Here is a 13991-nt window from a genome sequence, read left to right as displayed (position 1 = left end):
TAAATATGACCTCCCTCGCAAAGGTGTGCTAATTGTCACAGACTAGCCCACCCAAAAATAGCATCTTAGATAAAGCAGTGAAGCAGTAGATGCGCTTATTCGCTAGAGAGGTGAGAAGCATGGCAGAAGTCATGGCAAATGTAGAAGTAGCCCCGAACATATTCAGGCTGAAGGCGGCAGGAGCGTTTACGGGACGGATGGGTCAATTCTATATGGTACGGGCTTGGGATAAGTATCCTCTGCTCTCCAGGCCGCTCAGCATCTTTGACCGGGACGAGGGCGGCATTGAGTTTCTGTACCAGGTAGCGGGTGAAGGGACAAGGCTTTTTAGCGCTTTGCGGCCAGGAGATGAACTCCAACTGGATGGTCCGTTCGGAAACGGGTTTCCGGAAGTTCTGGCTGGCGGGAGAATTGCTCTGGTCGGAGGAGGCATTGGCGTAGCTCCGTTGTTTTATGCGCTTCGTGAATATTCAGCCTCGGACGTATATTTGGGATTTAGCCGGGAGGCTTATTGGGTTGAGCAATTCGAAGAAGCGACGAGCGGCAAGGTGATTGTGGACATAGGCGGCATGGTGCTGGAGCAGGTCGATTTTGATGCTTATGATACGATTATTGCTTGCGGACCAGAACCCATGCTCAAAGCCGTTCAGCGCAGGAAGCAGGAATCGGCCAGCCCGGCCAATGTATACGTATCGCTGGAGAATCGAATGGCCTGTGGAATCGGGGCTTGTCTCGTGTGCAGCGTAAAGTGCCGGGATAAACGGCGAAAGGCTTGCACGGACGGACCGGTGTTTTTGGCGGAGGAGGTGGTGTTCGAATGATCGACATGTCGTGCAGCATCGCTGGCGTTCATTTTAAAAATCCGGTGGTAATGGCCTCGGGAACGTTTGGTTTCGGCCAGGAGTACGGTGCTCTATATGACATCAATCGGTTAGGCGGCATTTCCGGAAAGGGATTAACCCTGCATCCGAAGGAGGGGAATGATGGAATTCGCGTATTTGAGACGCCTTCCGGCATGCTGAATAGCGTTGGTTTGGAGAATCCGGGGGTAGCGTTATTTTTGCGCGAGGAATGCGATTATTGGGCAGGCCTGGATCTCGCCAGAATCGCTAATTTGGGCGGCAACACTCTGGAGGATTATGTGGAAGGGGCGCGGCTGATTGAGGAGGATAGTCTCCGCCGCAGCGCGTCCGGAAAGCAAGCGGTTGATATGATTGAGCTTAACATTTCCTGTCCGAACGTCAAAGCAGGCGGCATGGCATATGGCATCAAGACGGCAGTCGCCCGGGAGGTCGTCAGGGAGATTCGCCAGGCGACGACCCTGCCGTTAATGGTCAAGCTGTCCCCGAATGCCGAAGATATTGTGCAAATGGCTGTCATGTGCGAGGAGGAAGGGGCAAACGCCGTTTCCTTGGTTAATACCTTCTCTGCCATGAAGATAGATATTAACAAGCGGCGCAGCGTATTTGACAATCTGTACGCCGGCCTGTCGGGTCCCGCGATTAAGCCGATTGCACTGCGCATGGTTCATCAGGTGAGCAAAGCGGTGGACATCCCAGTAGCAGGGATGGGCGGCATACAAAGCGCGGAGGATATTGTCGAGTACATTATGGCAGGTGCAGCGGTCGTTCAGGTGGGGACGCATAATTTCGTCCATCTGCGGGCAGGGGAGCAGTTGGTTAACGGGTTGCAAGCTTTCATGAAGCGGGAAGGAATCTTATCTCTAGAAGAGATTAGAGGGATTGTTTAAGTGGAGCGCTTTACGGATATTGCCTTACAAGAGATCGCTGTTGGCAAAGACATCCTGCTCATTATTACTGGAGGAGACCGGCATATTGGAGCGGCATCGACCGCCTATTGGAACGATGCCCGGGCCCATGTACAGACTAGCACCGTGCCTGGCCATAAGGAACATGTATTAAGCGAAGGCCTGGCTTTACGGGCCGCCGGGAAGCTGCGGCGGACGGTCACGCTCGTCATGGGCATTCACTATGATCAGCTTAGCGGCGAGGACATCATCGCGATTGGCGAGCGCGCCGAGCTGCTCATGGATGAATACTTGCTCCGGCGGATGGGGCATGATGGGGGCACCAGGTTTGAACATTAATCAAATTAGGGTAAAGAATAGGAGCGTACTTTGCAGGTAGCTTCTATTTTTCGTCCTATCATTGCTTTTCGAGCAAGGTAGGCTTTAACATGGATAACATGAACTTATTTGCAGGATAGGCAGAATGGAGGATTTTCATTGACGCTAGGGAAGATAAATGAAGATAAATTCCGGCGCAGCGCCGTGTCGGTTCAGGACGCCCAAGCCAGGGTGCTGGCTCATGTCCAGCCGGTTGGTAGCGAGCTTGTTCCGATATTGGAGGCGGGTAATCGCGTTCTCGCCGGCGATGTGAAAGCACCGCATCCTTTTCCTCATTTTCGCAGATCAGGGATGGACGGGTATGCCATACATAGCTTGGATACGAAAGGGTGCCACAGCGGTCAGTCCGTTCAATTGGAGGTCATCGATGATATTCCCTGCGGCTCGCTTCCTTCAGCAAGCGTTGAACGGGGAACAGCCTCCAGAATTATGACCGGAGCGAAGGTGCCGGACGAAGCGGACGCCGTCATTATGCTCGAGATGACTGAAGCCTTTGAGAAGGATGGGAGAAAGTATATTCTCATCAAGCGGGAGATCGAGCCCGGCAAGAACATTACACCGACAGGTTTCGAGCTTGCCGAAGGAGATTTGATCATGGAGAAGGGGCGGCGAATTGGGCCGGGTGAAATATCGGTGCTGGCTGCGTTTGGCATCCACCAGGTTCCCGTAGCAAGAAAGCCGCGAGTAGCGATCTTCTCTACTGGATCGGAGCTGCTTGCCGTCGATGAACCGCTGCAGGACGGCAGGATCCGCAACAGCAACACATACATGCTGGTCCATCAAATCCGTGAGGCCGGGGGCGAGCCGTATATGCTTGAAGCGATTGAGGATGAACTCTCGGTAGCACGACGGCGCGTAGAGGAGGCTTTTGTCGAAAATGACATCGTGATTACGACCGGAGGAGTATCCGTGGGCGACTATGACATCATGGCCGAACTCGTACGGGAGCAGTCGCTCGAAATGCTGTTCAACAAGGTGACGATGCGTCCAGGCAGCGTCACTACCGCTGCCGTGAAAGAGGGGAAGCTGCTGTTTGCCCTCTCCGGTAATCCAGGAGCCTGCTTCGTCGGCTGCGAACTGTTCGTTCGTCCGTTTATCGGGTTGATGCTTGGCGTCCGCGAACCTTTCTTGCCTAAATTTCAAGCGGTGCTGGGAAAGACATATGCTAAGGTGAACAATTTTACCCGATTTGTCCGGGGCAGTCTGGCGTTCGAGGATGGACGGATCGTTGCATACCCGGCGTCGCTGGATGAATCGAGCGTGATGATAACGATCAAGGACAGCGATGTACTCATTGTAATACCGCCCACCAATCAAGGAATGCAAGCGGGACAACTTGTCGATGTGCTCATGCTGCCAGGAGGAAGCTTCAACTGAACTTACGCATAATATTGCAAAGAAGGGAGAGGGGCATGTATGCCGGTTATTCAAATCGTTGGCTACAAAAACAGCGGTAAAACGACGTTGATCGGCAAGCTGCTGGAAATTCTCAATGCCATGAGTTTGCGGGTCGCCGTCATAAAGCATGACGTCCATGGATTTGAAGCGGACCGTGAAAGCACCGATACATTTCGTCACCGCCGGGCAGGAGCGGTGGCGACGGCTATTACTTCTCCCTGGCGCACGGCGATCATAGAGGAGCGGGAAACGAAGCTCAGCGGCTTGATCAAACATTTCGAGGCCTATGATTTGACCATCGTAGAGGGGTTTAAGAAGGAGAGCTACCCGAAGATCGTGTTGATTCGCGACAAGGGGGATCTTACGCTGCTGGAGGAACTAACGGAAATACGCGCCGTTGTTTTCAGGCAGGAGGCTGAGGAATGCTTAGAAAATGATGGTACCGGTGGCGTGGTTGCCGGCTCAGATATTCCCTGTCACCACATTGACGACGTCGAAGAATTAGCCAAGCTGATCATCGTATCAGTCTTGTCATTGAATAGCTGACGAGAAATCCCCCTCCGGATCGCCCAGAGGGGGATTTGATACGTAGAAAGGCATGTCGTGTTAGGAATCCGAGCTTGCCCGCCGTTCGATCGCTTCGGACATCGTTTTGTCGGTCAGGTGGGCATAAACTTCTGTTGTCTCGGTTGAAGCGTGCCCGAGCTGTTCCTTGGTTTTGTAAATATCATTTTGCAAGTAATAGTCCGTCGCGAACGAATGACGCAGTTTGTGGACCGTTAAATAAGGCTTGCCGAAGCGTTTTGCGTATTTGATGATCATAGCCTGGATCGCGCGTTTCGTCATTCGTTTACCTTCCTTTTGGCCATTCGGAAGGGCGACGAACAGCGCCTTTTCCCGTTTTGGCGTATTATAGCGCGTTTGGCGCAGCTCCAAATATTCGGTCAGCTCGTCTTTAGATTGCTCGCGGAAGTATACCGGCGTTTTAAAGCTCTCGTCGTTGTTCCCTTTGCGAAATACATAAATGATTTTGTCGGCGATATCGAGATCGTCTACATTCAGATTCACGACCTCGGAGACACGCAGGCCGGAATTCAGGATTAGGCTGGCGATGCAGGCGTCCCTCTCTTTATTAAGCTCGTGGGCATATAGCGCTTGTTTGTTATTATGCACGTCGGCTCCGTAGCCTTCGCGGATATATCCGATGAATTCCAGCAGCTCATCCTCTTCCAGCAGCTTTCCTTTAAGTTTGGCTGCGGTATCCTTCGGTTTATGTATGCGTTTAATCTCCACTTTAGCCATAATGTTGCGTTTGAGCAGAGGATAGAACTCCTCGTCCTCGGCGATTTGACTTAAATAGTGGAAGAGCGAGCGCAGGGATGACATTTTGCGCGATACAGTAATTTTGGAGTTGGTACCTTCCACCCGCGTCGTTAAGTGAAGGCGGAAGCCTACGATGCTCTCCATCCGCAGCGTCTCCAAGTCAAGCAGTGTCACTTCGGCGTTCGATGCTGCTGACGAGAGGCCTTCGGCGCGGAGCCAGCCAAAGAATGCTTCATAATCGCGAATATACTCCAGCAAGGTCGAGGGAGAGAGATCAGGGAGCTTGTAATCAATGAATTGCTGAACGAACCAGGGCATATGGACGACTCTTTCGTCCATTTTTTTCCGATCGATCGCTTTTTGAATATTCATGGGCGTTACCTCCGAATCAAACAATGTTGTTTCTATTGTAGCATAAACCAATCGCACGCTGGCGAAGTGGGAAAGAACGAGAGGGAATTAGTTCGAATTTGCGTAGATTTCGGCACCTAAATGAAAATTACAACATATGAAAAATTCACAATAGAAAACAAATTATTTGGCGCTGCTTAGTTATTTTAAGTATAATCCACCAATTATCCCATTCTAGTAAATTCATCAAGTTAAAAAGGGAGTCTTAAAGAATAGACCCTCATGCTATAATTAATTAATAACAACGAAATTGACGTGAAATAAGAAGGGGCATTACTTCATGAATTTTAACGTAATGTATTTATCATTTTTCGTATTGCAAATAGAGGGCAAAGAGGGGCAATCTACTAACTCGTATAAGCACTATCAAACTTTAGACGGCTACGAATACATCGATAGTGAAATCAAATCATTTCTGGACGGAGAATTTGCCCGGATCGCCAAACGTAAGGTAGAGAAAAATCCGGCAGCCGAGCATGCTCCAACCAAAATCGGCCGATTCATCGTCGAGCCAGGCTATGAGCTCGATAGCAATCCGAACTTCAACATGTTCGCGAGATTGCGCGGAGCTGATAATAAAGAGGATTTCAAGAATGCCTGCGACGACCTTGTCCGAAGCTATTTGGATACGAGCTCGGTTCGCGGTGGCGCACTAATTGTTGTGCAGGCGACTCTGCCGAAATATTCCGATGATCCGTACATCTTCGTATTAAAATGCGATTTTGAACAAAAAATCGCCAGAATATCCGATGAGCGCAGTCTGATCAGTCAGGTGGAAATGGCTATTAGCGCGCGGAATATGAAGTCTATCCAATATCCGTACATGCTGGAAGAGGGCATGGTAGATGAATGGGAGCTCAAGATTCATCAATCTTCTCATGCCCGGTATTTTGAGGATTTCCTCAAGTTCGTAAGCTATGAAATGTCTATTCCGGAGATCGTCAACGAGCAGGTTATGGAGTATGTACAAACCTATGTAGAGGCGAAATGGCCGGATGAGAATGAAGAAGAACGCCAACTGATGCAGAAGGAGCTGGAGCTGTGGGCAGCGAGCGAGAAAAGGGACATCCAAGCGAAATGGGAACCCGAACAGGTCGCGGAAGCTGCCGAGCGCATTGTCGAGATCAAACCGGAAATCGAGCTTAAATTCAAAATAGGGGATACGCTGGTCAAAGGACGCCTCGCCGAATTCGGTGACCAAATCCATATTGCCCAGTTGAACGGACGATACGCCGTTATATTGGAGGGAGATTCATTCGTGTTCGATAAAGCTTTTTCTCCCGTTGAGCTGCTTCATCCGGAGCCGTTTGAAATTGTGGCGAAGCGAATTGCCGAGAAGAAGGTTGAGGATACGGACGATGACGATAATGATGATGTTCCTTTCTGAGCCTCGCGTTTAACATGATTAATTATCCTGATGGATTAATGGCATTAACTAATTAGGAATAACAAAGAGGCAGGTTTGAAATACGAGATAATTAATGACATTAACAAAAGGGGTATATAGAACGCAAAGGTTAGTTTCGATGCAGTGCTCCTAGTTTCGAGAGCAGATCAATTTTGCTGAAAGGCCGCATGGAGATTCACGATTATCGAAGTTACACCAGGGACGTTGAGGTTAAGTGTTTCAAAGATTTAAGATTTATGCGTGAAGCAATCGATGCTGGTGCTTGGTGAGTGGTCCTTTTTGCCGACTGCCTACTTTCCATTTCGTGACGATCCGGGGAAGTGCAAGTAATTGGTGCTATCATTCGAAACGCTACGATATGTACGCGGATTGATGCGCGTATTTGAAGCTCGCGAACTTGCCGCTCATCTGGGCTTTGTCTGAATCGAACCAAAGTTACTCTACGTTCTCTTGTGGCCAAGATGTTGCTAGCGGAAATTTGAGATACTCTACTTATCGTTTAAGCAAGGAATACTAACGGTTGCGACAGTCGTTAATCCGTCGAAAGTGAGGCTTTAGGAATTCTAACGGTTGCAATCTACGTTATTCACGCTGAAATCGCTGCAACATGAAATAATTTGCAAGAATAGCCGCATAGACAACCGTTAGAATCTCAAACAGTGAATAATCCGCGAAATAACAACGATAGCAATCGTTAGATTGCGTGAACCGTCAGGTGGCAATCAGTTAAATAACGTCAACCGTAAGGCGGCAATCATATCATTAGGTAATTGAGCTGTCAGCGGCTATCAGTAAGTAACGTCAAACTATCAGACGCCAATCGTTAGTAACGCCCACCAACCGTCGGGCCGCACTCGCTGGGTAACTCAACCGCCTGGCCGCACTCGCAATAATAATTAGTATGAACTAATGACCTAAGACTAGAATATTGAGCTTCTGACCCATAATGAAGAGTTTTCTAGAAGATCGGCAAGGGGGAACAAATCATGTTCCCGTCCCTTGACAGAGGTGACTTGCACACTTAAAGACACTTAAAGGCAAACCTGTTTCGGCGAGAAATACCGGGAGCTCATAGCCGGTGTCCCCGTCAGGTTAGCCAACTGAGTGAACGATGTGTTTGCCAGACTTGGCTCAAGCATTAATTTCTGATCTAGCGATGCTTTAATGCGAAAACAAACCTGAGGTCTCAGAACCCCAGGTTTGTCGTCTTATAACTCTAGTTTTTCGATTTCGGATTTTAGCTTATTTGCGGAATGCTGGAATTTCTCCAGTTCCTCTCCGCTGAGCTTCAAGTCAAGCACTTCACGAACCCCTGTACGGTCAACGATGCTTGGTACGCCAAGGTATACGTCGGATACCCCGTTATAGTCGCTCAGAAGGGTAGAGACATTAAGAACGGAGCCTTCGTCCTGAAGGATGGAAGTGACGATCCGATCCAGCGCAAGCGCGATAGCGTAGAAAGTAGCGCCTTTGGCGTTAATAATTTCATAGGCTGCATTTTTGGTGCTGTTAAAAATATTGCTGCGTTCTTCTTCCGTGAATTCCAGATCAATTCCCGCGACGTTGGCCAAGCTCCAGAGAGGAACTTCCGTGTCGCCGTGCTCTCCGATAATATGAGCATGGATGCTGCGCGGGTTGATTTTCTTATTCTGGCCGATCAAATAACGGAAGCGTGCGCTGTCCAGGAGAGTTCCGGAACCGATAACGCGGTTGGAAGGGAAGCCGCTTTTCTTGAGGGATACGTAAGACAGAATGTCCACAGGGTTCGTCGCAACGAGAATGATCCCATGGTTGTTGTATTTTACGATGTTCTTGATGATGACGTCGAAAATTCCCGCATTGCGCTTGAGTAAGTCAATCCGCGTTTCTCCAGGCGCTTGGGAGGCCCCGGCCGCGATGATAATGATATCAGCGTCTTTGCAATCGCTGTAATCGCCAGCCCACAGCTTGACACCGCCGGTAAAGGGAAGGCCATGATTCATGTCCAGCGCTTCTCCAAGCGCTCTATCTTTGTTGGCGTCGATAAGCACCAGCTCTGATACCCGTTCGCGAAGCAGCAATGTATAGGCAGTGGTCGCGCCTACAGCACCTGTCCCAATAATAACAACTCGGCTAGATCGTAATTGTGTTGTCAAATTCTCATCTCCTTCTAAACATATGACGAATATGTATTCACCTAGTTTCATTGTACATGAATCAATTTAAATTTAAAGCACATCCCGAAGTTTTAAGTGACTAAAATTTGAGCTTTGTGCCGCGCTTTTTCAATAATAATGGCGTAGGGCATTTGCTATTTTTTGAGTTATTTCACAAATTCTAATGAGAACTTTGTAACCAGAGGGTAACCATTCTGTAAGGACGTAACCCCTCTTTTTATATTATTCTAGTAATACACATAGAGAGAGGGAAATGGTGATGAATGATGATGTCGAATAACAAACAGATGGAAACTAGATCAAGAACTCGAAAAAAGTCGAACGGACGACTCAAAAAGCCCATTATTTTATTGGCAATAGTATTATCCTCTGTGGCTTTAATTATGTCCGTACTTGTAGCGACATCGTATATGAACGTCAATTCCGCTAAAACGAATAGAGCTTCGGTCGTTAACCCTAAATTGGCGGGGGGCAACGAGAAAACCCAGCTTCCGGACAAAATTCCAGCAGGAGCAGGGCAGAACGGCGAGGCCGCAAATACTCATGAAACCAAGAATGATGCCGGATCGGCACAGCCCTCGGAGAAGAACCATGATCCGCAAAACGGTAAGGATTCTGCAGTCGGTACGCTTCAGCCGCCTACGCCGCCCAAAGCTGCCAAGCCAAAAGTAGCTTATCTAACCTTTGATGATGGTCCAAGCAAATATACCGATGATATTGTAGCCATACTGAGCGAACATGGGATCCATGCTACCTTTTTCATGATCGGCAATCAGATCAAGGATTACGAAGGTTCCCTTAAAGCAGCATCAGAGCAGGGGAACTATATCGGTTTACATAGCATGACTCATAATAAGAAGATATTGTACAACAGCGGCAGCTCCGCTAATTTTCTGAAAGAATTCAAGAAAGTACAGGGCATGGTTGAGGAGATCACGGGAACCACTCCTTGGCTCATTCGCGCACCATACGGCAGCAAACCGCAGATTGGCAAGGCATTTAGTGACGATATCGTAAAAGCTGGTTTTAAAATGTGGGATTGGACCATAGATTCCAAGGATTGGAAATATACTAATAAGCCGGATAAAATCATGCAAGAAATCAAGCGCCAGACACACCGGGATGTAGAAGTCATTTTACTGCATGAGAAAAAACAGACCGTCGAAACCTTGCCGCAAATCATTCAATATTTAACGGATAAAGGTTATGCCTTTGCGGTCTATAAGCCGGAGCAGCATTTCTCCGTCAATTTTGCTGGCGATTCCCGCTTGTAATTTCCTGTTTGCGAAGCTATTAATCTATGATTCCGGTCTTATGATATAATATGATTGCAGCTTGAACCTGGTAAGTGAGGTGCTGATATTTGAGTTTATGGTATAAATTAACCGGAGCGGTACTGATTTCTTGCCTGCTCCTGACAGCCTGTTCCTCCCAGCAAGGCGAAACACCAAGTTTGGTTCAGGATGAAGCCGCTGAGGAAGGGCAAGTTATTACGATCGAGAATCCTCAGGTATTGACGGAGCATACGTCTACCGATAAAGATGAAGGGAAGCAGTATCAAATTCAGACACGGCTAACCGACTTTCATCTTCTCAGCGAGAACGCGGGCATTGCCTGGGGATCGACACGCAGCGAACTGCGTCTGTATCTTACGCAGAACAGCGGCAAAACCTGGGCGAGCATATCGCCGGCTGCCTCCGTGCAATTTCCGTATAACCCTAAATACAATCGGGATATTTTCTTTATAGACGAAACATATGGCTGGATCGTCCGCAATCCGGTTGGTTCGAGCGATGCGATTGTACTTCGTACCCGCGACGGAGGAGCTACATGGAAAATCGCTTCGCTGCCGGGATCGGAGCAGGTCGCCGCGATTTATTTCACGGATGATACGCATGGCTGGATATTGGCGGCGAAATCTTACCCGGATAAGGAAGAGAAGACACTATATCAAACGGAAGACGGCGGAGCGACCTGGTCTAAAATTATGGGAAGCATTTCTACGTCGGATGCCGCTCTTGAGCATATGCTACCAAGCTCGGGAAGTGAGCTTTCCATGGTATTCCGGGACCGGATGCATGGTTATGTCAGCATGATCAGTTCCGGCATTCCCAAGCTGTATACGACGGATAACGGCGGAATCAGCTGGTCAGAAGTCAAAGATTTCTTCTCTACGGCAAAATATAAATCCTGCGAAAAGTTCATGGCAGGGGAGCTGCAATATTTCTCTTCAGAACCGTTAAGCGGCTGGATACCCATTGGCTGCGTAAAAGAGGATAGCACGAAATTCAACGGTTATTACACTGCAGACAATGGGGCTACATGGAGCTTGGCGCCATTTGATTCGTTTTGGCAGAACGGATTAAATGAATCTTTGGCTCCTGCCTTTATAAGCAGCGGGGAAGGGTGGATGCTGCAGAACTCCCAGATGTATCATACTTTAGATCAGGGCAAGACTTGGACGCTCTTGCCGGAAAGCAAGGTATTGACGAAGATTTTGACGGACTATCCAGAGATCGTTAAACTGGAGTTCTCGACGGTCAAGGTTGGCTGGCTGCTCGTCGCCCAAAGCAATCAAAAACGCTCATTATTGCTTCAAACCGTGGACGGCGGTGTCAGCTGGCGTGTACTATAGCAATATAGCAAAATCAACAGCCATTTATTCCTGAGTTTGGGGATAGATGGCTGTTTTCTGTAAAAGCATTAAATGTTTAAATAATTGTGAAAATAATCACATTGTTAGAAGGAGGTGTGTGATATATTTAACTCAGAAAGAACATTCCCTTATCGACTTAAACAATAGGAGTGATTGAAATGAAAACGAATCAAGACCAAGTAACTCGCAATCTGCTTCAATTTTGCTACCATTGCGAAGATGCCCATCTGTGTACGACAGAAGAAACATGCAAAGCCTGCTGGGTCGAAAATGGACTATATGAAGCAGAGGCGGAAACAGAAGCAGCCGGGGCGGAAGAAACTCGTCAATTGCTGCAATTCTACTATGCATAACTTTAACTCTACAATTATGGCACGATTAGCATAACCTTCGGTTCAGGGCTCAGGAACCGGGGGTTATTGTTGTTTGTGGACCAGGAATTTATCAGAGGGCTATGACAAGTTTCACTGCCCATGGCATATACATAGAAAAGAAGTATAGGGATGACCAAAGAACCATTAACATTGTTCTACTACCGGCGTGAATGCGAGGGAGGGAGAAGGATGCAATCTTGGGTGGAAATGTTCGGCGTAATGACCACTGCTCTTCCTATTTTCTTCATTATCATCCTAGGGATCATTCTCATTTCTGTTGGCCGGGGAATACTAAGGTACGCGATTAACTCCAAGCAGCCGCTGCTCATTGTTCCAACAATCATCGTGGGCAAACGTACGGAGGTTTCTCACCGCCATAACACGGATACGGCAGTAAGCCAGACAGATAGCAAGTACTTCATTACATTTGAGGTGGAAAGCGGTGACCGGCTGGAATTTCCGGTAAGCGGAATGGAGTACGGACAATGCGCGGAAGGAGATCAAGGGAAGTTGTCCTTTCAAGGGAATCGTTATTTAGGATTTGAACGCTTAGGCAAATCGTCCCTGAAGATCGATGATGGCTTTCGCGATTTCAGGAGAAATTATTGAAATTCAGCCGGGTATCGCCGAGGTACCCTATAAATAGAAACAAGAGAGCTGTCCAGTCTGGGCAGCTCTCTTGTCATTTCACTATTATGAATAAGATAACGCTTTAACCTTGGCCGTGTTAGCCAGAATATCCTGGGCCACTTTGCGCCCGCTCGAGAATGCACGCTCAGCCAGTTCTCCCTTGCCTTGGCAGCCGTCCCCGCAGAAATAGAAGGGAACCTGGTCTAACTGATTGGGCAGCAGCTTATTCGTATGAATGTTCTTGACGCTGGCGACCATCGCTTTCTTGGATACGCGCTTGACCGTCGTATTGTCGCGCCAGCCCGGGTAGTAAGTATCAAAGAGCGCTTCCATCTGCAATGTTTTGCTCTCCAGATACTGCTTCTTCTGTTCTTCATCGGCAAAGTCATCGTTTAGGTAAGCAATACCCTGCAGCAGTTGGCCGCCTTCAGGAACAACGGTATGATCTGTCGCGGAGACGTCGCTGATGAACAGCTTGTTGTTCATATCGCTGATATAGTGGAAGGGGCGATTGATGACCTTGGAAAAACCGATATCGTATACAAGTACTTCTGTCGATGTATTGTTCTTGTAGGGTTCAAGGGCCGGGCCCCATGGTGTCGATTCCAGTAATTTAGCAACCTGTTGTACCGGCATAGCGAAAATGACCTGGTCAAAGACTAATGATTCGCGAGTTTTGGTGTTAAGAATGAATTTGTCATTTTCCATCGTAATCGATTCAACAGGTTCCTTGACGGCAATTTCCCAATCCTTGTTCTGGGATATTTTATCCACCAGCTGATTCGTGATCGTCGACCAACTGCCAAGGATGTAGTTTACCGGCTTCTGCGAGAGGAACAGGTTATGGTAGTATTCGGCGATTACTTCGCCAGATACGCGTCTCGCTTCTTCCGGGGTGATGAAGAAATTAGAGCTGACTAAATGTTCCCACAGCTCTTTGACATCAGGGGAGGCATTTGACTTGTTCAAATACTCGCCTAACGTCGGATAATTTTTCAATTGATGAATATTAGTGATGACCGCGGCGATTTCGGCCACGAAACGGATTTTCTCCATCGTTGTGAGTACGCCGGTCTTCATAATATTTACGAAATCAAGCGGAGCGGGAGTGAGTTGGCCATGCTTGGCATACACGACATTCCGTTTGTCTACCTGCCTGCTGTTAAAACGGAGATTAAGCTCGTTCTCCATATCGAGCAGTGTATGTCTGTCGATGCCGTAAACCGCATGTGCTCCATAATTCAGCGTGAAACCTGATTTCTCATAAGTAAAGGCTCTACCGCCCAACTGTGGGCTACGCTCGAACACTGTTCCTTGTACACCCGGACTGTCGGACAGATAAGCAGCGGCCGTTAATCCTGAAAGTCCACCGCCAACAATCGCGATTCTCATTAGTCGTACCTCCCGTTCGTTTTGTGAAGCGCGGCTTAAGCGCTTCTCGCAACATTTTGCTTCGTCATACAGAAGCATGGATTCATTACTAGTATAT

Annotated in this window: 13 protein-coding genes; 10 read left to right on the top strand and 3 right to left on the bottom strand. The window is 48.2% G+C overall.

All coding sequences use genetic code 11. From position 1 onward, the window contains the following. Window positions 1–119: 119 nt before the first annotated feature. The 5 genes from ACYUJT_RS20250 to mobB all read left to right on the top strand — a co-directional run bounded on the left by ACYUJT_RS20250 (window position 120) and on the right by mobB (window position 4090). Entirely contained in the window at window positions 120–821 is a 702-nt protein-coding gene (locus ACYUJT_RS20250; protein ID WP_460325637.1) for a dihydroorotate dehydrogenase electron transfer subunit, read from the top strand. Continuing rightward, window positions 818–1750, top strand: a complete 933-nt coding sequence (locus tag ACYUJT_RS20245; RefSeq protein WP_460325635.1) for a dihydroorotate dehydrogenase — start codon at window positions 818–820, stop codon at window positions 1748–1750. Before ACYUJT_RS20250 ends, ACYUJT_RS20245 begins: the two co-directional genes overlap by 4 nt. Beyond that, window positions 1751–2107, top strand: a complete 357-nt coding sequence (gene lpdD / locus ACYUJT_RS20240) for a prenylated flavin chaperone LpdD (protein WP_460325633.1) — start codon at window positions 1751–1753, stop codon at window positions 2105–2107. It abuts the gene before it with no gap. A 138-nt stretch (window positions 2108–2245) separates the two neighbouring features. Then, the gene (locus tag ACYUJT_RS20235) at window positions 2246–3523 is read left to right on the top strand and encodes a molybdopterin molybdotransferase MoeA (RefSeq protein ID WP_460325631.1); all 1278 of its coding nucleotides are present in this window, start codon (window positions 2246–2248) and stop codon (window positions 3521–3523) included. A 39-nt stretch (window positions 3524–3562) separates the two neighbouring features. Next, window positions 3563–4090, top strand: coding sequence for a molybdopterin-guanine dinucleotide biosynthesis protein B (gene mobB, locus ACYUJT_RS20230; RefSeq protein ID WP_460325629.1), 528 nt, complete (start codon window positions 3563–3565; stop codon window positions 4088–4090). Between the two features lie 60 nt (window positions 4091–4150). Here mobB and xerS read toward each other — a convergent pair whose 3' ends face one another. After that, complete coding sequence (gene xerS, locus ACYUJT_RS20225; RefSeq protein WP_460325627.1) at window positions 4151–5239, bottom strand: tyrosine recombinase XerS; 1089 nt, start codon at window positions 5237–5239, stop codon at window positions 4151–4153. A 319-nt stretch (window positions 5240–5558) separates the two neighbouring features. On the opposite strand from xerS, the gene ACYUJT_RS20220 reads away from it, so the two are divergent. Continuing rightward, on the top strand, window positions 5559–6665 hold the full coding sequence (locus ACYUJT_RS20220; protein WP_460325625.1) for a DUF3900 domain-containing protein: 1107 nt from the start codon (window positions 5559–5561) through the stop codon (window positions 6663–6665). 1229 nt (window positions 6666–7894) lie between these two features. Here the strand turns inward: ACYUJT_RS20220 and ACYUJT_RS20215 are convergent. Beyond that, a complete protein-coding gene (locus ACYUJT_RS20215) occupies window positions 7895–8821 on the bottom strand; it encodes an L-lactate dehydrogenase (RefSeq protein ID WP_460325623.1) in 927 nt (308 codons plus the stop codon). A 371-nt stretch (window positions 8822–9192) separates the two neighbouring features. Between ACYUJT_RS20215 and ACYUJT_RS20210 the strand changes: the two genes are divergently transcribed. The 4 genes from ACYUJT_RS20210 (at window position 9193) to ACYUJT_RS20195 (ending at window position 12481) form a co-directional block, all read left to right on the top strand. After that, on the top strand, window positions 9193–10116 hold the full coding sequence (locus ACYUJT_RS20210) for a polysaccharide deacetylase family protein (protein ID WP_460325621.1): 924 nt from the start codon (window positions 9193–9195) through the stop codon (window positions 10114–10116). Between the two features lie 89 nt (window positions 10117–10205). Beyond that, complete coding sequence (locus ACYUJT_RS20205; RefSeq protein WP_460325619.1) at window positions 10206–11477, top strand: WD40/YVTN/BNR-like repeat-containing protein; 1272 nt, start codon at window positions 10206–10208, stop codon at window positions 11475–11477. Between the two features lie 179 nt (window positions 11478–11656). Beyond that, window positions 11657–11851, top strand: coding sequence for a hypothetical protein (locus ACYUJT_RS20200; protein WP_460325617.1), 195 nt, complete (start codon window positions 11657–11659; stop codon window positions 11849–11851). A 210-nt stretch (window positions 11852–12061) separates the two neighbouring features. Next, window positions 12062–12481, top strand: a complete 420-nt coding sequence (locus ACYUJT_RS20195) for a DUF2500 domain-containing protein (protein ID WP_460325615.1) — start codon at window positions 12062–12064, stop codon at window positions 12479–12481. Window positions 12482–12565: 84 nt separating this feature from the next. Here the strand turns inward: ACYUJT_RS20195 and ACYUJT_RS20190 are convergent, their stop codons facing one another. Further along, window positions 12566–13894, bottom strand: a complete 1329-nt coding sequence (locus ACYUJT_RS20190; RefSeq protein ID WP_460325613.1) for an FAD-dependent oxidoreductase — start codon at window positions 13892–13894, stop codon at window positions 12566–12568. Window positions 13895–13991: the final 97 nt, after the last annotated feature.

The sequence above is a fragment of the Paenibacillus sp. YSY-4.3 genome, assembly GCF_054767475.1.
The sequence above is the reverse complement of the archived record's forward strand: the minus strand, read 5'-3'. Positions and strand labels throughout refer to the sequence as shown.